Source organism: Pseudomonas sp. MNR3A (assembly GCF_009650575.1).
GTDB lineage: Bacteria > Pseudomonadota > Gammaproteobacteria > Pseudomonadales > Pseudomonadaceae > Aquipseudomonas > Aquipseudomonas machongensis.
In genome coordinates this window covers 41,807-65,963 of record NZ_VZZS01000002.1, presented here as the reverse complement: position 1 = coordinate 65,963, position 24,157 = coordinate 41,807, and the positions used below count along the sequence as shown (strand labels likewise).

Sequence of the window (24,157 nt, the reverse complement as noted above, 5' to 3'; positions counted from 1 at the left end):
GGTTGCTCTCGCAAAGGCTAAGAGTTAGCTTTTGCAGACGATGAACCTGTTTCGAGATAAAAGCAAACTCTTTGCGTTAAGGTGCATATGGCGATCAATCAGGGCGTGCGTCCAGGCGGGCGTAGTGCGAGGGTCCAGGCCTCGGTCCACAATGCGGTCAATCAGCTGCTGGAGGAGCGCGAGCGTGGCGAACTGACCGTGCCGCTGATCGCTGCCCGCGCCGGAGTAACGCCTTCGACCATCTATCGACGCTGGGGCGACCTCAACGAACTGCTGGGTGACGTTGCGCTGCAGCGCATCCGTCCGGACAGCGGCCCGACCGACACCGGCAGCCTGGCTGGAGATTTGCTCGCCTGGGGCATCCAGTACATGGAAGAGACGTCATCGGTACCCGGCCGCGCCGCGGTGCTCGACTTGCTGGCGGCTGGTGGCGGCTGCTCCGGACGCTGCCTGGAGATTGCCACGGCACAGTTTGGCGCGATTCTCGAACGCGCAGTGGCACGCGGTGAGCCGGTTCCGAGCAATGATCGCGTGGTCGATAGACTGATGGCCCCGCTGGTGTACCGGATTTTGTTTTCCGGTGAGCCGCTGGAAGCGGCGTATGTAGAGGCGTTGGTGGAGGTGACGCTGGAGGGGATTAACGGCTGAGAGTTTAATCGCCGGACATGGCCGCCAAATGCAAAAAAGCCGCGCATTTGCGCGGCTTTGTCGTATCTGGTGGGCCCACACGGACTCGAACCGTGGACCAAAGATGATGAGTTGCCTGGAGACGCTGCAAACCCAGTGAAACCGTGCGTAGCTTGGCGCAGGCATAGTTAGCTGGAAGTAGCGTGTTTACTGGTGTTTAGCGTAATTTGGCGAAATGGGTGGAAGCTGGGCGCTGTACCGCCAGTGTATTGTTTTTTGTACCGCGGAGCGGTCAGGTTTTTCGGCCATGACGTTGTTCTCCTGGTAAAAATGTGATCAAGGTTGTTGCAAGGTGGCGATTACACACCTACGATATTTGCCTTCTCTCACCCGACAGCAAAGGAGGTACATCATGCAACAGTTGATCACCCTTTGCAGGTCGCGCCTGGCTTGATCGCATTCGCCGCTACTCGTTAGCGGTACCGCAACGCCCGGCCTCTGGCCTGCCAATCCGAACATCTTTTTGTTTCAACCCATCAGGATTGGACTATGGGCACTTGTATCCGCAATTTGTCCGACGGCGCTGTATTGGTCGCTGCGGACGACACCTGGATCGAAGGAAAAGCGATCCAACAACTCGAAACCACCGCTCGTCTAGGGGGCATGCACCGGGTGGCCGGTATGCCGGACCTGCATCCGGGGCGTGGCTATCCGGTCGGCGCGGCATTCTTTTCCGTGGGGCGTTTGTACCCGGCGCTGGTCGGCAATGACATCGGCTGTGGCATGGCGCTGTGGCGGACGGACATCCCGACCGCCAAGCTGCATCTGGACAAGGTGGAGAAACGCCTTGGCAACCTCGACCTGCCGCTCGACGAGACGTGGCAGGAGGCCGTCGCCAGCTTCGGTTTGCCTGCCACAGGGCACGAGCGTTCTCTAGGTACCATCGGTGGTGGTAACCACTTCGCTGAGCTGCAGCAACTCGATGAAAACTACGACGATGCGGCCCTGGCAGCCTTGGGCTTCGAGCGCAAACACCTGCTGTTGCTGGTGCACAGCGGCTCGCGTGGATTGGGCGAGGCGATCTTGCGTGAGCAGGTCGACCTGTTCGGTCATCACGGACTGGAGGCGGGCAGCGAGGCTAGCACTCATTACTTGGGCCGGCACGACGGCGCGCTGCGTTTTGCCGAAGCCAACCGTCAATTGATTGCCCGGCGCATGCTAGACCGCTTGCGTGCCGATGGCGATGTACTGCTCGACATCAACCACAACCTGGTGTCCCAAGCGCAGATCGACGGGCTCGATGGTTGGCTGCATCGCAAAGGCGCCACGCCGTCGAATCAGGGGGCGGTGGTGATCCCTGGTTCGCGCGGCGACTACAGCTACTTGGTACAGCCGATCGCCGACGAGCGCAGCCTGTTGTCCCTGGCCCATGGCGCCGGACGCAAATGGATGCGCAGCGAGTGCAAGGACCGCCTCGCCTCGCGCTACAGCGTCGAGCAACTGAGTCGTACGGCACTAGGCAGCCGCGTGATCTGCGCCGACCGGGCGCTGATCTACGAGGAAGCGCCGGAGGCCTACAAGGCTATCGACTCGGTGGTGGGTGCCTTGCGTGAAGCGGGGCTGGTTCGCGTGCTGGCACGACTGAAACCGGTGCTCACCTACAAGACGCGCGGAGGGTGCTGCTGATGATCCTACTGCAACTCTCGGCGGCTCAGGGGCCGGAAGAATGTGCCCTGGCAGTGGCGAAGGCATTGCTCAGGCTGCAGGCCGAAGCGGATGCCCACGCCGTGGCGGTACGGATACTCGAAGAAGAGCCGGGGCCGCGGCGCGGTACCTTGCGCTCGGTGTTGCTGGCACTGGATGGCGAGCAGGCCGAGCGCCTGGCGGATCACTGGACGGGCTCGCTGCAATGGGCGTGCAGCAGTCCGTACCGGCCGGGGCATGCGCGCAAGAACTGGTTCTTTGGTGGCGCACGGTTTGCGCCACCGGCACCGGAATTGACGAGCGAGATCCACTTCGAGACCTTGCGTTCGTCCGGGCCGGGTGGTCAGCATGTCAATACCACTGACTCGGCAGTGCGCGCCACGCATCTGGCCAGCGGCGTCAGCGTCAAGGTGCAGAGCGAGCGTAGCCAGCACGCCAACAAGCGCTTGGCGCTGCTGCTCATTGGTCAACGCCTGGCGCAACAGGCAGAGCAGGTCCACAGCGAACTGCGCGCGGAGCGGCGGTTGTTCCATCACCGCATCGTGCGTGGCAATCCACGTCGGGTGTTTCGTGGCGAGCGCTTCGAGCCGGCTGACGAGTAGATTGTGTGCGAATAGTCGTCGAGCAAAAATCAGGCCTGGCGGCGTAGGCGATGCCGGCCCCACAAAAACGGATGAGGAAAGGACTCGGCTCGCACTCGGGTTTACGAGTTGCAAATGAGCATTCCGTATCTGAGGTGATCCCGCCAAAAACGCAAAAGCCGCGCATTGCGCGGCTTTGTCGTATTTGGTGGGCCCACACGGACTCGAACCGTGGACCAAAGGATTATGAGCCCGACAAAAAATGGCTGTGGTCGTTGTGAAAACCCAGCAATACACTGATTTTATTGAATATGTACGTACATGCGGGTCGGGTTTCGGTTGGCGGTGTGGACGTAATGTGGACGCTTGCAGCTGTACCTGAGTGCACACCTGTTCAAATCGTTGCACAGCGTGCAATGCCCATTCCTTCCCAGCGGCCTGCGCCGTGCTTGCTGTAGCCCTCAGTTGCACCCCCCTGATCCTTTTCACTTTTCTACGAGGCAAAGCGCGTCGGCGGGAGGGGATAAGTGATTTCCCATCTCGATTTTTTTCGCAGCTCCCTGTTTTCCCAAATCGCTTGGCACTGTGTTGGCAGGCTTTTCGCTAGTATTGAAGAAAGCTTATGCTTTGTAAGGCCCCATCGCCTGAAGGCAGATGAACTAAAATCTCCTATGAAAAGGTATGGGAACAACGGAGTGTTACAGTGGAGGAAAATAGGATGTTAAATGTGGGTTTGAGTGTTGAGTGTCTAATATATGGATATTGAAAGCTTTTCGCAGTGTATTGACTATATGCAGGTGAATCAGGTCAAGATGACTGTAGATAAATTTATTCCTGTTGCGTCTGCTCTCAGTGGGGCGCTGATGGGGTTTTACTTGAATTACTTAAGCTCTTCGCGTAAGGAGGGGCGTGCAAGTAAAAATAAACTTATGTGTTGTGGTGAGAATGTCCGTCAGATACAAGGTTCAGTGGTTCAGTTGCTCTTGGAACTTTGTAAGTTGATGGAGTGCGTCGCTTTCAAGAAAAAACCTGCACGTCACAATCTTCCAGGAAGTATCAGTTCTCTCTATTTAAATGAATACTTTTCCGATGTTGCGCATAAGTTTAGTAAGGAGCAAAGGGAGTGGGTGCAGCAGCTACTTACAGAGGTCGAGATTATAAATAAAGCTCTACCCGAGCTTTGGGAGAAAGATGTTTCTTCATTTTATGGTCACTCTTTGGCGCTTCTAAATTTATCAAGTCGAGCTATGACGGCATGGAACAAGTGTGAAAATATAGTTAGAGGTGTGTACTTCGATACCACCAACAAGGATCTTTTGGAGTTAATAGGTGCCACTAATGATCAAGTGTATTGCTATTTTGCATTGGTTGAGAACGCCGAGGTAACGGATGAAAAGCTAGGGCTTAACAAGGTTTAGTGGCGTGCGCTGTTCTTATGGTTGATTTTTGAAAGGGTATAAGGTTATGAGCGGTGAGTGTAAGTTTTATTTGAGACAAAACTTCCTGGGCCCTATGAAATCTCTTGAGGTGAGTGAGGCTGAATATAAATTGCTGGTCAGGTCTAGGAATGTCCTCAGTGCAGCGCTTTCGATTGAGGAAAAGTATGATATGGTTTTAGGTAATTTTATAGACTTTGAGCGTGAAGCTGTGTTGTTAACACTGGATAGTCTGACAGATTTGTCGTTCAACTATAGTAGAGCTTATACAGTTTTGTCGGCCCTAAATAGAAAGGTGGCAAATTTTATATTTTTTGGGAAAAATTACACAGAGTTAATTCCTAGTATGGCTTCTAAGTGTGTTGATGATAAAGCTTACATAATAAAAAGAGTCGAAGATTTGAGGAGTAAGATCTACGATGAAAATTTGGAATATCGGTTTGCTGAGGCTCTTCGAGGCCACATAACTCACTGTGCTGATGCCGTGCACTCGGTGACCAATCCCACTAGATGGACTATGAATGCAGATAAACAAGCAGATAAGCTGGTATTCAATATTGGAGTGCATTCTATAAAAGACAGGCTTCGAGAAAATTCAAGGTTCAAGAAGTCAGTATTAAATGAGATGGGGGATAAAATAGATCTGAAGCAGGTTGCAAGAAAGTACATGGGATGTATTAGCGAGTTGCAAGAGCAGGTCCGTTCTTTTGTTGAGGGCTCGGTGCGTGAGGCTCGGGAAGTTATTCAAAATTACACTGATAGGTATGCAGCGATTAATGATGGTGAAAGTTTTGGGTTGGCTGCATTTTCTCAGAATTCTGCAATCAGCAGACCGCTATCGCTTTCTCTTGAGTGGGATGATGTCAGGATAGAGTTGGAAGAGAGAAATCAGCCTATTCAGAATATAGATAGGAGGTACTTAAGTAGTGATGTGGTTCCAAAATAGATTCTGCTGTCGTTCATTCATCTGTTAGTTGACGCTTTAATTGATTTTTTGAGTGGCGCTCTATTTGGGGCGCTATCAGAGTTTGATGGAATCAATTTTTAACATTAAAACTAATGAGTCGGACGCGGCTTTCATAAAAGTTTCAGCATTACTAGGCGGTGGTGTTAGTCCATGAACGTGCCCTGCCAACTGAGTGTTCATCTCCTGGACCAGGTCCAATAGATCGCACAGAACCTGCAGCACGTTCACCCCTTCAGACCCCAGCCAAGTCTTCGGCGCCTGCAGACGCTGACTGCTTGCCGTAATGCTCTTGCGCATCCCCTCGATCCGCTCCTGCAGGTCACCCCCGATCTCCGCGTTGAGCTTCTGCCCCACTACCAGGTTCAGGTCGCGCCCAGTCGCCTGGTGCAGGTCATCCACCGCGGTCAGGCTCGCGGATCCGCCCGACAGCAGTTTGAGTGCGTCCAGGGCCTCGATCTTCTTCATCCCGCCCACCGTCTCGGTTGAGTGGTCGTCCACGTTCCTGGTGTGGCTCTGGAACTGCTCGCGGTTGGCCAGCGATGCCACTTCGCGCACGATCGCCTTGTCCTGGATCTTTCCGTCCGTCTGGCGCAGCCAGTTGCCGTCCGCGTCCACGCGCTGCTGGCAGGCCTCGCTATGCTGCCAGACCTGGTCCCCTTTCGGTACCCGGGGCAGGCCCAGCCCGTGCGGCAGGATCTGCTAGATGAACGGCTTGTGCGGGAGGCCGTAGGCGTACGACCACGGTCGTGCCTTCCTCGGGGAAGCCGAACATACCCGCCTCCTGGCCGCCCATCGGCGCCGGCAGCGGCAGGCTGGTGAACATCGGCAGCGCTGGGTCCGGCTCACCGTCCGGTAGCAGTACCTGGACGTCGACGCCGAAGCGCGGGCGGAAGTCGTCACACAGCCCGGGCGCCGCCGGCGTATCCGGTACCGCAACCACGCGACCGAAGCGTGGCAGGTGGTAGCCCCCGGTGATTTCGGGGAATTGGCGCTCTACAGCGCGGCGGATTGCGTCTTCCATCGGATGGCCATCTGGTTGCCGGCGAGCGCGACATGGGTCACGCGCTCGCCCTGGTTGATCGTTGCGCCAGGACGCAGCCCGGGCAGGGCTGCAATCATGGCGCTCTGGTTGCCCTGGTGAACGTGCTGAGGGAAAGCACACCAGAAGTACACCAGGGCGCGGTTTTAGCAAGAAGACCGATACGGCAAAGCCGATAAGCGCCAATATGCTGAACCATGAGTTGGCTTACCTTCGAGCGGTATTCAATGAGCTGGAAAGGCTAGGAGAATGGTCTGGCGAGAATCCTTTAACGAAGGTGCGCAAACTGAAATTTGATGAGGCGGAAATGGCTTACCTTGATCGCGATCAAATTTCCACGCTTCTAGAAGCCCTGTCTGACAAGGGGCAGGATGTTCGTTTGATCGCCGAGGTATGTTTATTCACACGGGCGAGCTGGGGCGAGGCTGAAGGTCTGACATTGCGTCAGGTGAGAAACTGCTTGATTCACTACAGTAAAACGAAGTCGAGCAAGAATCGCACCGTTTCAATTTCTGAGAATCTTCAAAGGCGCTTAAGTGATGCCCTGCCATTCACTTCCAGCTACCCGAAATTTCGTGACGTGGTATTGGCAATCAACTTGGAGCTTCCTGAGGGGTGGACTGGCCCCTACAAAACCGAACACCGCCACCCCGTTAACTTGATGCCGTCTTCATGCGCCTGAACTCTCTCGGAGAGCGGTTTTTCAGCGCGCTGTGTGGATGCTGCTCGTTGTAATGTTCGAAAGCGATTGCCAGGTTGCGTAACGCCGTTTCGCGGTTCGGGCGAGGCATGTGGGCCACGTAGTCGCGCTTGATGGTCTTCACGAAGCTCTCGGCCATCCCGTTACTCTGCGGGCTGCGAACCGGCGTCGTGACAGGCTGCAAGTCGATTTGCTGTGCAAAGAGCCGAGTCTGCTCTGCGATATAGGCCGAGCCATTATCGCTCAGCCACTGCACAGGCGTGCCGGGGAGCTGATCACCAGACCGCTTCTCTACGCTTTCCAGCATCAGGTCACGAACATCGTCGCCACTGTAGCCGGTCGGACTGGCCACCCAGCCAATCGCCTCTCGGTCGCAGCAGTCCAGTGCGAAACTCACACTCAGCTTGGCGCTGTCGTCGCAGCGAAATTCAAACCCATCGGAACACCATCGAGTATTACTGGTAGCAACAGCGACGCGACCTTCATGCTTGCGAGCAACACCAGGCTGTTTTACACGACGTGCCAGCAAAGGTCGGTGGTCACGCATCACACGGTAGACCCGCTTCACATTGATCGCAGGCAGTACCAATTGCTCGCGGGAGCAGCGCAGCAAGCCCCACATTCGGCGATAGCCATACGTGGACAGATCCCCAAGATACTCCCGAATTTCAGCAACTACAGCCGTGTCATCCGAATGCCTGGCACGTCGTGCCTTTGGCTGCGCGCCTTGTTTGAGCCGAACCGTTACTGGGAGCGCGACACACCGAGACTTTCGCTGACCAGCTTCACTGGTCGTCCCCCGGCAACAAGGGTGAGTGCGCAATCCATTTTCGCGAACGAGCGATCTCGACGGCCTCTTTGAACACTTCAGCTTCCATGGTCTTTTTGCCAAGCATTCGCTGGAGTACGCGGATTTGCTTCAATGCATCGTTCAGCTCAGAAGCCGGAACAACGGCTTCGCCGGCACTGACTGCCGACAGGCTGCCTTCTTGGTAAAGCTTGCGTCACAGGAAAAGCTGGTTGGCATTTATGCCGTTGCGCCTGGCGACCACCGAAACGCTTTGCCCGGGTTCCAGGCTTTCGCGCACCATGGCCAGCTTCTGCTCGGGGCTCCAGCGCCGCCGGCGCTCCTGGCCAAGCAGTTCGCCGCCACCCTTATCGTTGCTGTTAGTCATAAACATATCCGTTTGCCTACCCCTTATCCTAAGGGGGAAACGGTGTCCTGTCTTTCAAGGGCTCGTTCAAGGGGCAACTGACTCACGTCTTACGGCACACATTTGCCAGTCATTACATGATGAATGGCGGCGATATCCTGACACCCAGCGTGTTTTGGGTCATGCTACGTTGGCTATGACTCAGAAGTATGCCCACTTTAGCCCTGGGCATTTAGCAGAAGTAGTAAATTTGAACCCTATCGCAACCAATGCAAGGAGCATCACGAAGTGACACAGTTTCTCGAGATTGAAGACGCAAAAGGTCGCCACATCATTGTCAACAAAGACTTCATCATTGGCTTGTCGCCATTGACAGGGGAGCTCAATTTCCAGAAGGGTGCAGTCCTCATGGTTCACCGGGGGACTAAGGAGGGGAACTTCGCGAAGGTCGCCTTGAAGCCTCAGGCTTATAAAAAGGTCCGGGAGTTCATCATCCCAACGGCTAAGTAGTCGGGCTTAAAGAGCTCGGGGTGTGGACGTTTTGTGGACGTTTTGTGGACGTTTGCTGCACCTCAGAGAGCCAAGCTCTTCATCTGTAAAACGCGAAAGCCGCGCATCGCGCGGCTTTCTGTTTGGTGGGCCCACACGGACTCGAACCGTGGACCAAAGGATTATGAGTCCTCTGCTCTAACCAACTGAGCTATAGGCCCCAGAGGTCGGCCGGATTATAACGAGGGTTTGCTAAGGGTGCCATCTGAAAGATCCGATAGTGCTATACGAAGAAAGGTGGCGGCGAACTCGTCAGCGGGCAGGGGCAGGCTGACGATGTAGCCCTGGATCTGTTCGCACCCCTCAGCGGCCAGGAAGCGTTGCTGGGCCTGGTTCTCCACGCCTTCGGCGATGATGGTCAACTGCATGCTGCGGCCCAGGGCAATGATGGCGCGGGCGATGGCGGCGTCGTGTGGATCGTCGGGCAGGCCGCGGATGAACGACTGGTCGATCTTGAGGATGTCCAGCGGCAGGCGCTTCAGGTAGCTCAGCGAGGAGTAGCCGGTGCCGAAATCGTCGATCGCCAGTTGCACACCCAGGTGCTTGAGCTGATGCAATATGGCCAGGGCTTCCTCGGCCTGGCTCATGATGAAGTTCTCGGTGATTTCCAGCTGCAGGTCGCCGGCCTTGAGGTGGAAGGTCTTGAGCAGGTGTTCGATACGTCGGGTCAGGCTGGGCTGGCGTAATTGAGCGCCCGCGAGGTTGATCGACAGTGGGCCGAATGCTTGATAGGTGCGCTTCCAGGTGTGCATCTGCCGGCAGGCCTGCTCCAGCACCCAGTCGCCGAGCTGGAGGATGCTGCCGTTCTCTTCGGCCAGGTGAATGAACTGCTCCGGTGGTACTTCCCCGAAGGTCGGGTGGTTCCAGCGGATCAGCGCCTCGGCACCGACCAACCCCTGGGTCTTGAGGCTGAACTTGGGTTGGTAGTACAGGCTCAGTTCGTTGCGTTCGATGGCGCGGCGCAGCTCATGCTCGAGGAAAATACGTTCGCTGGCTTGGGCAGTGAGGTCGAGAGTGTAGCTTTCGACGCGGTTGCGGCCCTTGGCCTTGGAGCGGTACATCGCGGCGTCGGCGTTGCGGATCAATGTGGCGACGTCGGTGCCGTCCTGCGGGTACAGGCTGATACCGATGCTGGCACTGGTGAAGAACTCGTGCTCGCCGGCCTGAACCGGGGCGTGGAAACAGGCCAGCAGCTTGTTGGCGATGGCGCTGGCGTCGCTTGGGCGATGCAGGCCAGGCAAGAGGATGATGAATTCGTCGCCGCCCAGGCGGGCGACGGTGTCGACATCGCGTACCTGCTCTTTCAGGCGTTGGGCGATGCCTTTCAGCAACAGGTCGCCGACCGGGTGGCCGAGGCTGTCGTTGATGTGCTTGAAGCGGTCGAGGTCGAGGAACAGCACGGCGCCCTGGCGGCTGGAGGCCTGGGCGCAGGTGAGGGCAGCCTGCAGGCGGCTCTCGAACAGGGTGCGGTTGGGCAGGCCGGTGAGCGGGTCGTGGTGGGCCTGGTAGTCGAGCTTGGCCTGGGCGTGCTTGAGGCTGGAGATGTCGGCGAACACGGCGACGAAATGGGTGGTCTCGTGTTCGCTGTTGCGTACGGCGCTGATGGTCAGCCAACTGGGGTAGAACTCGCCGTTCTTGCGTCGGTTGCAGATCTCGCCCTGCCAATGCCCTTCGGCGGTGAGCTGATGCCACATGGCGACGTAGAAGGCGCTGTCGTGTTGGCCGGAGGCGAGCAGACGCGGGGTCTGGCCGAGGGCTTCGAGCTCGCTGTAGCCGGTGATCTCGCTGAAGGCGCGATTGACCGCACTGATGCGCTGCTCGGTGTCGGTGATCAGAACGCCCTCGGCGGTGTTCTCGAAGACCGTGGCGGCCAGTTGCAGTTTTTCCTGCATCAGGTGGCGCTCGGTGATGTCGCGGGTGATGGTCAGCATGCAGTCGATGCCGCCGATTGGCAGCGGCCGGGCGGACATTTCGCACAGGCGGATCTGGCCGTCGCTACGGCGGATATGGCAACTGAAATCGCGCGCGAAACCATCGCGCTTGAGCAGTTCGATCAGCCGATCACGTTCGTTGAGGTCGACCCAGATGCCCAGATCAAGGCTGTTGTGGCCAAGGCTTGGGTTGATGTCGTAGCCGGTCAGGCGGCAGAAACCTTCGTTGGCTTCCAGCAGCAGGCCATCGCTCTGGCGCGACAGCAGCAAGCCGTCGGGCGATGCGTGGAAGGCCTTGGCGAACTTCTCTTCGGAAGTCTGCAACTGTTGCTGGGTTTCCTTGAGCTGGCTGATGTCGCGCACGGCAACCACCAGCGCCGGTGTGCCATCCAGGTCGAAGCTTTCAGCGGAGGTGAGGCCTGTGAACAACTCGCCGTTGCTGCGCCGGAAGCTCATTTCCAGGTTGCGGATGCCGCCACGCTGCACGCGTTCGAGGATCGTCGGGCCGGTGCCCGCGACACCCCACAGGCCCAGTTCGGTGGCGGTGCGGCCGATGACCTGGGCCGGGCTCAGGCCGATCTGTTCCTCGAACGCTTCGTTGACCTCCAGCAGGCAGCCATCGCTGTGGCGGGCGATGAGCAGGATGTCGGGGCATTGCTGGAACACTGAGGCGAACTTCTGTTCGGAAAGGCGCAGGGCATCCTCGGTGCGTTTGGTTTCGCTGATGTCGATCATCAGGCCGCGCATCAGAGGCTTGTGGCCGTGCTCGATCATGCTGACGATATTGCGCACCCAGAGGATGTGCCCGTCGGCACGTATTACGCGATAGTCGAGGCTGTGGTCGCGCCCGGCAGCGGTTTCGGCGTCGCAGTAGGCCTGGGCCCAGAGGGCGTCCTCGGGGTGCAGGATACCGCGCCAGAAACCAGGTCTGAGCCATTCCCTCAGCGGATAGCCAAGCAGGCCCTCGGCGTGCGGGGAGACGTAGCTGTAGGTGAAATCGTTGGCGTCGGCTTCCCAGGCGATGGCCGAAAGGCTTTCGATCAGGCTGCGGTAGTGGTATTCGCTGCTGCGCAGCTCTTGCTCCAGGGCGATCCGCCGCGAAATCTCCGAGCTGAGACGCCGGTTGATGCGCAGCATGGCGGCGAGGATCAGCAACACCACGGCCAGTGTCGGCAGGCCATAGACCAGCAGATCGCGCCATAGGCTCCGTTGATCGACGACGTTGCCGACCCAGCGCTGCTGAATGTCGCTGATTTCGGCGCTGCTCAGGTCGGCCATGACTTTGTCGAGAATACCGATGAGGATTTTCTGTTCCCGTGGTGCGGCCATGGCCAGCTGATAGCGGTAGGGCGTCTCGCCACTGACGTACAGGCCATCGAGCTTGAGCTGGCGCAGGCTCCAGATGCTCGAAGCAAGGTCGCCAACCACCGCATCCACTTCGTCAGTAGCCAACGCCTGCAGGGCTGAACTCACATTGGGCAAGGCCACCAGATTGAGGTCCGGGTGGTGGGTGCGCAGCAACTCATGGGGAGCGTAGTTTTCCACGACCGCGATTTTCAGGCCGTACAGGTCTTTGAGGGTGCGTGGCTGAGGGCCGCCCTCGTGGGCGAGGATGACGATGGGGAAATCGAGGTAGGGGCGGGTGAAGGCCAGGTAGGACTGGCGTTCGGGTGTCGACATGATACCCGGGAGCAGGTCGATGCGGTTCTGTCGCGCCTGCTCGAGTACCTGCGACCAATTGCTCGGCTCGATTGGCTGCAGCGAAACGCCCAGGCGTTGCTGGATCAGGGCAATGTAGTCGGCGGCCAATCCCTGGTAGCGACCTTCCTGGTCGCGGAACTCGAATGGCGGCCATGAAGCATCCACGCCCAGACGCAGCTGCGGATGGGCGCTGAGCCAGGCTTTTTCTTCGTCCGTCAGGGTCAGGGCGCCGGCCGTTGTGTTCCAGATCATCAGGAGCAGCAACAGAAGTGCCGGCATCAGGGGCATGGCGACCTCTCTATCAGGGGGCTGATTCGAGTGTAGACGGACGCGGGTGAAGAGTGCCGGTGAATGCGGCAGATTGCCTGCAGCTTTTTGTCGCCCATGAAAAACCCCGGCCTGGGCCGGGGTTCGTCATCACTCGTCGAGGAAGGAGCGCAGATGCTCGCTTCGCGTCGGGTGGCGCAGCTTGCGCAACGCCTTGGCTTCGATCTGACGGATCCGCTCGCGGGTCACGTCGAACTGCTTGCCGACTTCTTCAAGTGTGTGGTCGGTGTTCATGTCGATACCGAAACGCATGCGCAGCACCTTGGCTTCGCGTGCGGTCAGGCCCGAGAGCACGTCACGGGTGGCTTCCTTGAGGCTTTCGACCGTGGCCACGTCGATCGGGGACTGCATGGTGGAGTCCTCGATGAAGTCGCCCAGATGCGAATCTTCGTCGTCGCCGATCGGGGTTTCCATGGAGATCGGCTCTTTGGCGATCTTCAATACCTTGCGGATCTTGTCCTCAGGCATTTCCATGCGCTCACCCAGCTCTTCCGGGGTCGGTTCGCGGCCCATTTCCTGCAGCATCTGCCGGGAAATACGGTTGAGCTTGTTGATCGTCTCGATCATGTGCACCGGAATCCGGATGGTGCGCGCCTGGTCGGCGATCGAACGGGTGATCGCCTGGCGAATCCACCAGGTGGCGTAGGTCGAGAACTTGTAGCCACGACGGTATTCGAACTTGTCCACCGCCTTCATCAGGCCGATGTTGCCTTCCTGGATCAGGTCGAGGAACTGCAGGCCGCGGTTGGTGTACTTCTTGGCGATGGAGATCACCAAACGCAAGTTCGCCTCGACCATTTCCTTCTTGGCGCGACGGGCTTTCGCCTCGCCGATCGACATGCGACGGTTGATCTCTTTGATTTCTGCGACGGTCAGGCCGGTCTCGGTCTCAAGGTCGATCAGCTTCTGCTGGCAGGCGACGATCGCGGCGTCCTTCTCACCCAGGGCAGCGGCCCACTTGGTGCTGCGCTTGGCGAGGTCACCGCTCCAGGTCTGGTCGGTCTCGTTGCTCGGGAACAGGCGCAGGAAGTCGGCACGCGGCATGCGGGCATCACGTACGCACAGTTGCATGATCGCACGCTCCTGCTGACGCAGGCGGTCAAGGGCACCGCGCACACGCTCGACGAGTACGTCGAACTGCTTGGGCACCAGCTTGATCGGCATGAACAGATCGGCCAGGGCCTGGAGCGCCGCAACGCTTTCCTTGCCACTGCGACCATGTTTCTTCAGGACCTTGTTGGTGGCCTGGAGCTGGTCGGAGACGGCACCGAAACGCTGACGCGCAACTTCTGGATCGGGGCCGCTTTCGCCCTCTTCCTCGCTGTCGTCGCTGTTTTCGTCACCTTCTTCTTCGTCTTCCGACTCTTCCTTCGCCGCTGCAGTCTTGGCGCCTGGGATCGGTACTTCTTCGGTAGGCGCGGCGATGTTGTCGTCAGGGTCGATATAACCGCTGAGGACATCCGACAGGCGGCCGCCTTCGGTCGTTACACGGTCGTACTCGCCGAGAATGTGATCGACGGTGCCCGGGAAGTGAGCGATGGCGCCCATGACTTCGCGGATACCTTCCTCGATGCGCTTGGCGATTTCGATCTCGCCTTCGCGGGTCAGGAGCTCGACGGTACCCATTTCACGCATGTACATGCGTACCGGGTCGGTCGTGCGGCCGATATCGGTTTCAACGGCCGCCAACGCTGCGGCGGCTTCTTCGGCTGCGGCTTCGTCGGTGTCGGCTTCCGCCAACAACAGGGCATCCGCATCCGGAGCACTCTCGAATACGTTGATCCCCATGTCGTTGATCATGCGGATGATGTCTTCCACCTGTTCCGGATCTGAAATATCCTCAGGCAGGTGGTCGTTGACCTCCGCGTAAGTCAGGTAGCCCTGCTCACGACCGCGGGTGATCAACTCTTTGATACGAGATTGCTGTTGCGCTTTTCCGGACATAACACCCTATCCACTGAAGGTCTTGGCGGGCAAAAAACAAGCCGAGGATTATACCCGAGCATGGACCTCACGCGCCAGATGAGGTCGGGGTTTGTGCGGGAACATTCCTGCTGAGCAGGGCAAGCAACTGGGATTTTTCCTCGGTGCTCAACTCACTTTGACGTGCTTTCCTGAGCAGATGTTCCAAGCTTCGCTCGCGCTGGCGGGCTGACAAGCTAGTTATAGTGTCGAAAAACTGTTGTTCAAGGTTATCGGCATCGATCAGCCATTCCTTCTCTGCCAGCGCCCGCAACAGACGCCCCTGTTCGGTGCCGTGCCAGCGTGCGATCAGCTGCATGGAGCTTAGCCCAGGATTCTTCTGCACGGCTTCGATCAGGGCCACCAGCAACTGGCTGTAAAGATGTTCTTCGTCGGCGAAATGGCTCGCGTCCTCGACCTTTCCGGCCAGCAGCGGATGGTGCAGCAATGTGCGCAAGGCCGCGAGCGCCGGGGGTTCGACCGGTGCCGGCGTGCGTGGAGGCGCTTCGTCGCGCTGCCAGCCCTTGCCGCCCTTGCGGTTCTTGTCCCAGGGCTTGCCATTGCCATCCCAGGGCTTCTTGCCCCCCCCTTTGTTGGGTGTCCAGGGGCGTTGCTCCTGCTGGACGGGAGCGTAGTCGTGGTGCTGTTCGCTGAAGTCCGGCGTGTAGCTGGCCATGGCATCGTAGTCATAGCCTGGATCGTAGTCCGGTACGCTGGGCGCGGGCGCTTTCTGTGCCAACTGCTCCATTTGTTGGACATCAAGACCAGTAATTTCCTTCAAGCGATTGCGCATTAACTGACGCAGATTGGCGCCCGGAATCTTTTCGATCAACGGTGCAGCCAAGGTCGCCATGTGGGCCTTGCCTTCCAGCGAGCGTGGGTCGGCTTCGCTGCCCAGTTGCTCGAAGAAATAGTCGGCGAGCGGTTGGGCGTGCTGATGGATGCGGGCCTGGAAGGCGTCGGTGCCTTCGGCGCGGACCAGCGTATCCGGATCTTCCCCTTCGGGCAGGAACAGGAAGCGCGCACGCCTGCCATCCTGCAGGTTCGGCAGCGTGGCCTCCAGTGCACGCCAGGCCGCCTTGCGCCCGGCCTGGTCGCCGTCGAAGCAGAACAGCACATGGGGCACCACGCGGAACAGGCGCTTGAGGTGCTCTTCGCTGGTCGCGGTGCCTAGAGTAGCCACAGCATTGCGCAGGCCTTGCTGGGCGAGGGCGATCACATCCATGTAGCCCTCGACCACGATGATTTCGTCGAGGTTGCGGTTGTGCTTGCGTGCCTCGAACAGCCCGTACAGCTCCTGGCCCTTGTGGAATACCGGGGTTTCCGGGGAGTTCAGGTACTTGGGCTTGTCATCGCCCAGCACGCGCCCGCCGAAGGCGATCACCCGGCCACGGCTGTCGCGGATCGGGAACATGACCCGGTCGCGGAAGCGATCGTAGCGCTTGCCGGTCTCGGCATTCTCGATCAGCAGGCCGGCGTCGATCATCACCTTCTGTTGCAGGGTGTCGGCGCCCAGGTGCTTGAACAGGTTGTCCCAGCCCGGCGGGGCGAAACCCAGGCCGAAATCACGGGCAATTTCGCCGGACAGGCCGCGGCCCTTCAGGTATTCGACCGCTGCCTTGCGTGTCGGATGGTTGCGCAGCGCCTGGCGATAGAACTCGGCAGCTGCTTCGAGCAGCGGGTACAGCGGAGAGTCGGTGGGCTGGCGCGGCTTTTGTCCGCGTCGTCCCTCTTCGCGCGGCACTTCCATGCCTGCGGCGCGGGCCAGTTCCTCGACTGCCTGGGGGAAATCCAGGTTGTCGTGGTCCATGATGAAGCCCAGGGCGTTGCCCCCGGCGCCACAGCCGAAGCAGTAGTAGAACTGCTTGTCGGGGCTGACAGTGAAGGACGGCGTCTTTTCCTTGTGGAACGGGCAGCAGGCCGAATGGTTCTTGCCGGTCTTCTTCAGCTGGATGCGCGAACTCACCACGTCGACAATGTCGGTGCGGTTGAGGAGGTCGTCGATGAAACTCTGGGGAATCAGCCCGGCCATGGCAGTCTCGTTATCTGGCTACTGGCAAGTCTAATCGCTGGAGAGAGCAACAAGGGAGATGCGTGTCGGCCTATCACCTGCCGCATCGGGCATTCTGGTGAGGCGTATGAATTCTGCCCATGGGCGAGTGCCGGGGCCTCCAAGGCACATGGCCAAGGGTGTGAAGCGACAACTGCCATTAGCCCGGCACGAGGCCGGGCTGGGCAGAAGCTTTGCGTAGAACGTCTGTATTAGTACAGACGAACGGCGCGGCGCTGTTCGCGCTGAACTTTCTTGGCGTGACGCTTAACAGCGGCAGCAGCTTTGCGCTTACGCTCAGCGGTCGGCTTCTCGTAAAACTCGCGGCTACGAACTTCAGCCAGTACACCGGCTTTTTCGCAGGAGCGCTTGAAACGACGCAGAGCTACGTCGAAGGGTTCGTTCTCTTTAACTTTGACGGCTGGCATCCAGGGCTACCTTAATTCATTACCGGGGTAGACGTGCTCCTGGCAAAACAAAGGTGTGCTGGAGAACGTCGGTTTTCAAGGGTTGCGGATGTTAACCCTTAGCGGGGAGGAATGCAAAGCCTCTGATCGAAAACCGCTGGTCGGCACTCTGTACGGGGACTAGAATGCGCGGCTTCGAATTCAGCCTCCACAAGGCACGGACCCATGCTAGTACTGGGATTGGAAACATCCTGCGACGAAACTGGCGTCGCATTATACGACAGTGAGCGCGGCCTGCTGGCCGATGCGCTGTTCAGCCAGATCGACCTGCACCGCGTCTACGGCGGCGTTGTGCCCGAGCTCGCCTCGCGCGATCACGTCAAGCGCATGCTGCCGTTGATCCGCGAAGTGCTGGATGAAGCTGGCTGCGTCGCTGCCGACATCGATGCCATCGCCTACACCGCCGGCCCTGGTCTGGTCGGTGCACTGCTGGTTGGCGCTTCCTGTGCACAGGCGCTGGCGTTCGCCTGGGATATTCCGGCGATCGGCGTTCACCACATGGAGGGCCACCTGCTGGCGCCGATGCTCGAGGAGCAGCCGCCGCAGTTCCCGTTCGTCGCCTTGCTGGTATCCGGTGGTCACACTCAACTGGTGCAGGTCGATGGCATCGGCCAGTACGCGCTTCTGGGCGAGAGCCTGGATGACGCGGCGGGCGAGGCCTTCGACAAGACGGCCAAGCTGATTGGTCTGAATTATCCCGGCGGACCCGAGATCGCGCGTCTGGCCGAACAGGGTACGCCCGGGCGCTTCGTGTTCCCGCGGCCGATGACCGACCGTCCGGGGCTCGAGTTCAGCTTCAGCGGTCTCAAGACCTTCGCCCTGAATACCTGGCAGCAGTGCCGCAATGCGGGTGACGACAGCGAGCAAACCCGTTGCGACCTGTCGCTGGCATTCCAGCAGGCGGTGGTGGAGACTCTGACCATCAAGTGCAAGCGTGCCCTCAAGCAGACCGGTCTCAAGCGCCTGGTCATCGCCGGAGGTGTGAGCGCCAACAAGGCGCTGCGGGCATCGCTCGAGGACATGCTCGCGAGCATCAAGGGCAATGTGTACTACGCACGTCCGAAGTTCTGCACCGACAACGGCGCGATGATCGCCTACGCCGGCTGCCAGCGCCTGTTGGCCGGACAGCAGCAGGATCTGGCGATCAGCGTGCAGGCGCGTTGGCCGATGGAGCAATTGCCGCCGCTGTGAGGCTGCGTTTTCCCCGCGAGTGATTCAGAAATGTCGTTCGCGGCCGGCAAACAGGTCGCGCAGATTGCTGCGGTGTCGCCAGACTATAAGTACTGTCAGCACCGTCATTGGCAGTAGCGCGGCCGGCTCGCGCCAGGCCAGCAGCGGCAGGGTCAGAGGCGTGGCTATCAAGGCCGCCAGCGAGCTGGTACGGGTGAGGTAGAAGGTCAGCAACCAGGCGCCGATTGCCAGCAGCGCGGCGGGAAAGTACAGCCCCATGAGCATGCCCGCCGCAGTGGCTACGCCCTTGCCGCCCTGGAAACGGAAGTACAGCGGAAACAGGTGGCCGATCACCGCGCACAGACCTATCCAGGCCTGGGCCTGCAGGCTCAGGCCTGCAAGTCCGGCCAGCAGCACTGGCAGCAAACCCTTGCACAGGTCGCCGAGCAGGGTGAGGATGGCCAGCTTGCGGCCTGCCAGGCGCAGCATGTTGGTCGCGCCGGCGTTGCCCGAACCACTGGAGCGAGGGTCGGGGTTGCCACTGAGGCGGCTCAGGACAATGGCGAAGGACAGCGAGCCGAGCAGGTAGGCGAGCAGCGCCAATAACCAAAACATGCTAACTATTCCGGGCGGGGACGCCCTGATTCTAACGGCGCCAGTCGCCCTTGTCGTCTGTGGAGAGAAGTGCTTGGACAGAGTGTTCATCGAGGGACTGGAAGTCGATACCGTCATCGGTGCCTATGACTGGGAGCGGGATATTCGCCAGTGCCTGCGCCTGGACCTGAGTTTCGCCTGGGACAACCGCCCGGCGGCGGCCGGTGACGACCTCAACCTGGCGTTGGACTACGCCAGTGTCTCGGCCCGTATCCAGGCCTTTGCCGAGCAGTCGCGCTTCGAGCTGGTGGAAACCTTCGCCGAGCGTCTGGCGGCGACCTTGATGGAAGAGTTCGGCATCGTGTGGATGCGGTTGAAGCTGACCAAGCCCGGTGCCGTTCCTGCGGCCCGGGGTGGCGTGGGCGTGGAGATCGAGCGCGGATGTCTCTGAGCACGGTTTACCTGGGGCTGGGCAGCAACATCGACCGCGAGCGCCACCTGTGCGCCGGGCTTGATGCGCTGGCCGGCATCCTTCAGGACATGCGCTGTTCGGCGGTGTTCGAGAGCCAGGCGGTAGGGATCAAGAGCGGGCCTTTCTTCAACCTGGTGGTGAGCGGGCAGACCGCGCTGCCGCTACTGGAGCTGGATCGCCGGCTCAAGTTCATCGAGGCGGAAAACGGCCGCTATGCCCCGGATCGCAAGGGTTTGCCGCTGGATATCGATGTGCTGATGTTCGATGAGCTGCACGGTACTTTCGACGGGCTTGTACTGCCGCGCGCCGAAATCCTGAAAAACGCGTTCGTGCTCTGGCCGCTGTCGTTGCTCGCGCCCGATCTGGTGCATCCTGGAGCAGGTAAATCCATGGCCGAGTTGTGGCAGCAGGCGAATATCCAGCAGGAGCTGGCGCCAGTGCCGTTCGAGTGGCGTGGGTTGCAACTGACGCAGCCATTTTAGCCACGACTGCGTTGTCCAGAATCTGAAGGCCGTTTCCATGTCGCGGCCTTTTCTCACCTGGCGGTGGCGGTTTGCCGCTGCGACTTGCGCCGCGATCGCCGGCAAAGCCGGTGCCATCCACCGCTGCTCCACAAGGATCAGGCTCGCTGCGCAAGGTCAGCCTTTGTAGCGTGTCAACACCTGCAAGCGCTCTGCCTTCAGTGCCTCTCCCAATGCCTGTCCGCTCAAACCCTGTGCAACCAGCGGTTTCACATCGACGTCTCGTGCCGCCGACGCCGCGCCGCGCAGGTAGGCGGCCTGTGGATAACGCTCTGCTTGCCGCGCAAGTGCCTCCATCTCGCAGGCGGCGATGAAGTCTTCGAAACGCTGCGGCCTGCGATACACGTCGAACTTCTGCAGAAGCTCCAGCAATGCCGCCGCTTCCAGCTCCATTGCGCGATGCGCCAGAGGCAGGCACTCACCAACCAGCAGTGCCAGTTCCTGGCATTCACGCGGCGCCTTGAAGCGCTGGTTTACAGCTTTCAGTTGTGAGGTGTCCCGAACGCCTTGCAGAAGGCAGGCCCAACGCACGTGCAGTGGCTGCCGATGCTCTGCCGCCTGTTGCAGCGGGGCGAGTGCCTGCGGGCTGGGGTCGAGCTCCGGCATCAGTTGTTGCAGCGCGTCGCAGTCGCGCAGCACTTCGATGAACACCTGTGGCTGCGCTTCCATCAGCGCACGCTCGATCTCTTTCCAGCTCCGTTCGGCAGTCAGTGCCTGCAGTTCGCCGCTGGTGCTGATCTGGCGCATGAGTTCAAGGGTTTCATCGGCGACGTGAAAGCCCAGCGGCGCATAGCGCGCGGCAAAGCGGGCAACCCGCAGCACACGCAAAGGATCTTCGGCGAATGCCGGAGAAACATGGCGAAGAATGCGTTTATCCAGATCGACTTTGCCACGGTAGGGATCATGCAGATTGCCTTGGTCATCCTCGGCCATCGCATTGATGGTCAGATCGCGGCGTATCAGATCTTCCTCGAGAGTGACTTCGGGGCTGGCGTGAAAGGTGAATCCGCCATAGCCGCGACCGCTCTTGCGCTCGGTGCGCGCCAGGGCGTATTCCTCGCCGGTTTTCGGGTGGATGAAGACGGGGAAATCCGCGCCTACCGGGCGAAAGCCCAGGGCCTGCATTTCTTCGACCGTGGCGCCGACTACCAACCAGTCGATATCGCTGACCGGGCGCCCGAGCAGGCGGTCGCGAACCGCGCCGCCAACTTTATAGATGTGCATGTACAACCTCCGTGACTGCCGACAGCATACCTTGTCGGCAGTCACGAGGTCTCAGAGGTGGTGGATGACGGCGAGATCCATGCGGCCGTAGTCGCCTGGTTCTCCATGCTCGCCACGGGGCGGCATATGGTGGGTTTTCACCACCTGGTCGCCCTGCACGGTCTCCAGGTGGATGTCGAAGCCCCACAGGCGGTGCAGGTGCTTGAGCACTTCCTCGGTGGAGTCGCCCAGCGGTTTGCGGTTGTGCTGCTGGTGGCGCAGGGTGAGCGAACGGTCGCCACGGCGGTCGATGCTCCAGATCTGTACGTTGGGCTCGCGGTTGCCCAGGTTGTACTGCGCCGCCAGTTGTTCGCGGATGACGCGATAACCCGCCTCGTCGTGGATGGCCGGTACCAGCAGGTCGTCGCGTTGGTCGTCGTCGAGGATGCTGAACAGTTTGAGGTCGCGGATCACCTTGGGGGAAAGGTACTGAAGGATGAAGCTCTCGTCCTTGAAGCTGCTCATGGCGAACTTGATGGTCGACAGCCAGTCGCTGCCGGCGATTTCCGGGAACCAGCGGCGATCCTCTTCCGTTGGGTGCTCGCACATCCGGCGGATGTCCGTGTACATGGCAAAGCCCAGGGCATAGGGGTTGATGCCGCTGTAGTAGGGGCTGTCGAAGCCGGGCTGGAACACCACGCTGGTGTGCGATTGCAGGAACTCCATCATGAAGCCGTCGGTGACCAGGCCTTCGTCGTACAGGTCGTTCATCAGGGTGTAGTGCCAGAAGGTTGCCCAGCCTTCGTTCATCACCTGGGTCTGGCGTTGCGGATAGAAGTACTGCGCGATCTTGCGCACTATCCTTACCACCTCACGCTGCCAGGGTTCGAGCAGCGGCGCGTGTTTTTCGATGAAGTACAGGATGTTTTCCTGGGGTTCGGCAGGGAAGCGCGCGTCGTCCTTGTCGCTGCCCTTGTCGGCGCCCTTCGGGATGGTGCGCCACAGGTCGTTGATCTGCCGCTGCAGGTGTTCCTCGCGCTCCTTCTGGCGCCGGCGCTCTTCCTCGGCGGAGATGGGGTAGGGCCGCTTGTAGCGGTCGACGCCGTAGTTCATCAGGGCATGGCAGGAGTCGATGAGGTCCTCCACCGCGTCGATGCCATGGCGTTCCTCGCACTGGGCGATGTACTGCTTGGCGAATACCAGGTAATCGATGATCGAGCTGGCGTCGGTCCAGGTGCGGAATAGGTAGTTGCCCTTGAAGAAGCTGTTGTGCCCGTAGCAGGCGTGGGCGATCACCAGCGCCTGCATGCAGATGGTGTTTTCTTCCATCAGGTAGGCGATGCAGGGGTCGGAGTTGATGACGATCTCGTAGGCCAGGCCCATCTGCCCGCGGCTGTAGGACTTCTCGGTGCTGAGGAATTGTTTGCCGTAGGACCAATGGTGATAGCCCAGCGGCATGCCCACCGAGGCGTAGGCATCCATCATCTGCTCGGCAGTGATCACCTCGATCTGGTTGGGGTAGGTATCCAGCGCATAGCGCGCGGCCAGGCGGCTGATTTCCCGGTCGTAGGTCTGGATCAGCTCGAAGGTCCATTCCGAGCCGGTGGAAATGGGTTGGCGTCTCTGTGCTCTGGCGGTCATGTGGCTAACCTGCGCTGGAAGAGTTCACGGAAGACCGGGTAGATGTCACCGGCCGAGACCAACTGTTGCTGGGCGAAGGTGTCGGGAAACGCCTCGCCGATACGTTCGTACTCGTACCACAGTGCCTGATGCTCGCGGGGGGTGATCTCGACATAAGTGTAGTACTGCACGTGCGGCATGATCTGCTTGGTCAGGATATCGCGGCAGATTGGGGAGTCGTCGTTCCAGTTGTCGCCATCCGACGCCTGTGCGGCATAGATGTTCCAGTCGCTGGCCGGATAACGCTCGGCCATGATCTCCTGCATCATTTTCAGGGCGCTGGAGACGATGGTGCCGCCGGTCTCGCGCGAGTAGAAGAACTCTTCTTCATCCACTTCGCGGGCGCTGGTGTGATGGCGGATGAACACCACCTCGATGCGTTCGTAGTTCCGCTTGAGGAACAGGTACAGCAGGATGAAGAAGCGCTTGGCGATATCCTTGGTGGCCTGGGTCATGGAGCCGGAGACGTCCATCAGGCAGAACATCACCGCCTTGGAACTGGGGTTGGGCTGCTTGACCAGCAGGTTGTATTTCAGGTCGAAGGTGTCGAGGAATGGCAGGCGGTTGATGCGTGCCTTGAGACGCACGATCTCGGCTTCGACTTCCTGGATGTCGGTGAAGTTATCGGGTTCCTCGACTTTCAGCCGCTCCAGTTCCTTTTGCGCAGCGCGCAGCAGGCCGCGGCTGCTGCCGGTCAGGGCGATGCGCCGGGCATGGGCCGAGCGCAGTGTACGCACGATGTTGATGCGCGACGGATTGCCCTCGTTGGCGATACCTGCGCGTACGGTCTTGAAGGTGTCGGCACCGGTCAGGTGACGCTTGACCAGGTTGGGCAGCTCCAGGTCCTCGAACATGAACTCGAGGAATTCTTCCTGAGTGATCTGGAAGACGAATTCGTCCATGCCCTCGCCGGAATTACCGGCCTTGCCGCGTCCGCCACCGCCACCACCGCCTTGCGGACGGGCGATATGTTCGCCTGCGGTGAATTCCTTGTTGCCCGGATGAACGATGGTCTGCTTGCCGCCACGGCCGTGGTGCAGCACCGGTTCGTCGATATCGCGCCCGGGAATGCTGATCTGCTCACCATGCTCCATGTCCATGATGGAGCGGCGGCTCACCGCCTCTTCGACGGCCTTCTTGATGTGCTCACGGTACCGGCGCAGAAAGCGCTGGCGGTTGACCGTGCTCTTGTTCTTGCCGTTCAGGCGTCGGTCGATTACGTAGCTCATGGGGCCTCCGCTAAGAGCAGCTGCAAGCGTCAAGCTGCGAGACACAGCAGCCACCAGCACTGCAAGCCAAGGCGCAGACCTGACGGTCGCGCC

19 protein-coding genes, 1 tRNA gene and 3 pseudogenes are annotated in these 24,157 nt (G+C 59.6%); 11 read left to right on the top strand and 12 right to left on the bottom strand.

Going from position 1 to position 24,157, the window contains the following annotated elements:
* The first annotated feature begins 87 nt into the window (after positions 1 to 87).
* The 5 genes from F6X62_RS00575 (at position 88) to F6X62_RS00555 (ending at position 5,294) form a co-directional block, all read left to right on the top strand.
* A complete protein-coding gene (locus F6X62_RS00575; RefSeq protein ID WP_153772401.1) occupies positions 88 to 648 on the top strand; it encodes a TetR/AcrR family transcriptional regulator in 561 nt (186 codons plus the stop codon).
* A gap of 528 nt (positions 649 to 1,176) precedes the next feature.
* Positions 1,177 to 2,313, top strand: coding sequence for an RNA ligase RtcB family protein (locus F6X62_RS00570; RefSeq protein ID WP_153772400.1), 1,137 nt, complete (start codon positions 1,177 to 1,179; stop codon positions 2,311 to 2,313).
* Positions 2,313 to 2,933, top strand: a complete 621-nt coding sequence (prfH, locus tag F6X62_RS00565; RefSeq protein WP_153772399.1) for a peptide chain release factor H — start codon at positions 2,313 to 2,315, stop codon at positions 2,931 to 2,933. Before F6X62_RS00570 ends, prfH begins: the two co-directional genes overlap by 1 nt.
* A gap of 734 nt (positions 2,934 to 3,667) precedes the next feature.
* Positions 3,668 to 4,330: a hypothetical protein gene (locus tag F6X62_RS00560; RefSeq protein WP_153772398.1), complete on the top strand. Its 663-nt coding sequence runs from the start codon at positions 3,668 to 3,670 to the stop codon at positions 4,328 to 4,330.
* A 46-nt stretch (positions 4,331 to 4,376) separates the two neighbouring features.
* Complete coding sequence (locus F6X62_RS00555) at positions 4,377 to 5,294, top strand: hypothetical protein (protein WP_153772397.1); 918 nt, start codon at positions 4,377 to 4,379, stop codon at positions 5,292 to 5,294.
* A 75-nt stretch (positions 5,295 to 5,369) separates the two neighbouring features.
* Here the strand turns inward: F6X62_RS00555 and F6X62_RS00550 are convergent.
* Together F6X62_RS00550 and F6X62_RS25315 are read right to left on the bottom strand one after the other, a co-directional pair.
* A pseudogene (locus F6X62_RS00550) lies at positions 5,370 to 6,336 on the bottom strand (hypothetical protein).
* Entirely contained in the window at positions 6,309 to 6,434 is a 126-nt protein-coding gene (locus F6X62_RS25315; protein WP_256673841.1) for a hypothetical protein, read from the bottom strand. Before F6X62_RS25315 ends, F6X62_RS00550 begins: the two are co-directional and overlap by 28 nt.
* A gap of 107 nt (positions 6,435 to 6,541) precedes the next feature.
* On the opposite strand from F6X62_RS25315, the gene F6X62_RS00540 reads away from it, so the two are divergent.
* The gene (locus F6X62_RS00540; RefSeq protein WP_153772395.1) at positions 6,542 to 7,036 is read left to right on the top strand and encodes a hypothetical protein; all 495 of its coding nucleotides are present in this window, start codon (positions 6,542 to 6,544) and stop codon (positions 7,034 to 7,036) included.
* On the opposite strand, the pseudogene F6X62_RS00535 reads toward F6X62_RS00540, so the two are convergent.
* Positions 7,008 to 8,229, bottom strand: a pseudogene (locus tag F6X62_RS00535) (IS3 family transposase). The gene F6X62_RS00540 and the pseudogene F6X62_RS00535 sit on opposite strands and share 29 nt — an antisense overlap.
* Before the next feature lie 68 nt (positions 8,230 to 8,297).
* Here F6X62_RS00535 and F6X62_RS25310 point away from each other — a divergent pair.
* Positions 8,298 to 8,500: pseudogene (locus tag F6X62_RS25310) on the top strand (tyrosine-type recombinase/integrase); the annotation flags it as partial.
* Complete coding sequence (locus tag F6X62_RS00530; RefSeq protein WP_153772394.1) at positions 8,497 to 8,718, top strand: hypothetical protein; 222 nt, start codon at positions 8,497 to 8,499, stop codon at positions 8,716 to 8,718. The pseudogene F6X62_RS25310 and the gene F6X62_RS00530, both read left to right, overlap by 4 nt.
* 123 nt (positions 8,719 to 8,841) lie before the next feature.
* Here the strand turns inward: F6X62_RS00530 and F6X62_RS00525 are convergent.
* From F6X62_RS00525 to rpsU, 5 genes are all read right to left on the bottom strand, one after another.
* A tRNA-Ile gene (locus F6X62_RS00525) sits at positions 8,842 to 8,918 on the bottom strand.
* Between the two features lie 15 nt (positions 8,919 to 8,933).
* The gene (locus F6X62_RS00520; RefSeq protein WP_153772393.1) at positions 8,934 to 12,677 is read right to left on the bottom strand and encodes a bifunctional diguanylate cyclase/phosphodiesterase; all 3,744 of its coding nucleotides are present in this window, start codon (positions 12,675 to 12,677) and stop codon (positions 8,934 to 8,936) included.
* A gap of 129 nt (positions 12,678 to 12,806) precedes the next feature.
* A complete protein-coding gene (gene rpoD, locus F6X62_RS00515; RefSeq protein ID WP_054892208.1) occupies positions 12,807 to 14,660 on the bottom strand; it encodes an RNA polymerase sigma factor RpoD in 1,854 nt (617 codons plus the stop codon).
* A gap of 67 nt (positions 14,661 to 14,727) precedes the next feature.
* Positions 14,728 to 16,710, bottom strand: coding sequence for a DNA primase (gene dnaG, locus F6X62_RS00510; protein WP_153772392.1), 1,983 nt, complete (start codon positions 16,708 to 16,710; stop codon positions 14,728 to 14,730).
* 230 nt (positions 16,711 to 16,940) lie between these two features.
* The gene (gene rpsU, locus F6X62_RS00505) at positions 16,941 to 17,156 is read right to left on the bottom strand and encodes a 30S ribosomal protein S21 (protein ID WP_003255575.1); all 216 of its coding nucleotides are present in this window, start codon (positions 17,154 to 17,156) and stop codon (positions 16,941 to 16,943) included.
* 204 nt (positions 17,157 to 17,360) lie between these two features.
* Here rpsU and tsaD point away from each other — a divergent pair, with 204 nt between their 5' ends.
* The gene (tsaD, locus tag F6X62_RS00500) at positions 17,361 to 18,386 is read left to right on the top strand and encodes a tRNA (adenosine(37)-N6)-threonylcarbamoyltransferase complex transferase subunit TsaD (protein ID WP_054892210.1); all 1,026 of its coding nucleotides are present in this window, start codon (positions 17,361 to 17,363) and stop codon (positions 18,384 to 18,386) included.
* 24 nt (positions 18,387 to 18,410) lie between these two features.
* Here the strand turns inward: tsaD and plsY are convergent, their stop codons facing one another.
* Entirely contained in the window at positions 18,411 to 18,980 is a 570-nt protein-coding gene (gene plsY, locus F6X62_RS00495) for a glycerol-3-phosphate 1-O-acyltransferase PlsY (RefSeq protein WP_054892211.1), read from the bottom strand.
* Positions 18,981 to 19,053: 73 nt separating this feature from the next.
* Here plsY and folB point away from each other — a divergent pair, with 73 nt between their 5' ends.
* Positions 19,054 to 19,410, top strand: coding sequence for a dihydroneopterin aldolase (gene folB / locus F6X62_RS00490; RefSeq protein ID WP_054892212.1), 357 nt, complete (start codon positions 19,054 to 19,056; stop codon positions 19,408 to 19,410).
* Positions 19,401 to 19,913, top strand: a complete 513-nt coding sequence (gene folK, locus F6X62_RS00485) for a 2-amino-4-hydroxy-6-hydroxymethyldihydropteridine diphosphokinase (protein ID WP_153772391.1) — start codon at positions 19,401 to 19,403, stop codon at positions 19,911 to 19,913. Before folB ends, folK begins: the two co-directional genes overlap by 10 nt.
* A gap of 156 nt (positions 19,914 to 20,069) precedes the next feature.
* Here folK and F6X62_RS00480 read toward each other — a convergent pair whose 3' ends face one another.
* The 3 genes from F6X62_RS00480 to F6X62_RS00470 are packed head-to-tail and all read right to left on the bottom strand — an operon-like array spanning position 20,070 to position 24,064.
* Positions 20,070 to 21,176, bottom strand: a complete 1,107-nt coding sequence (locus F6X62_RS00480) for a multifunctional CCA addition/repair protein (protein WP_153772390.1) — start codon at positions 21,174 to 21,176, stop codon at positions 20,070 to 20,072.
* Between the two features lie 51 nt (positions 21,177 to 21,227).
* On the bottom strand, positions 21,228 to 22,796 hold the full coding sequence (locus F6X62_RS00475; RefSeq protein ID WP_125930925.1) for a SpoVR family protein: 1,569 nt from the start codon (positions 22,794 to 22,796) through the stop codon (positions 21,228 to 21,230).
* Complete coding sequence (locus F6X62_RS00470; protein WP_054892216.1) at positions 22,793 to 24,064, bottom strand: YeaH/YhbH family protein; 1,272 nt, start codon at positions 24,062 to 24,064, stop codon at positions 22,793 to 22,795. The genes F6X62_RS00475 and F6X62_RS00470 overlap by 4 nt, the downstream gene beginning before the upstream one ends.
* Positions 24,065 to 24,157 lie beyond the last annotated feature (93 nt).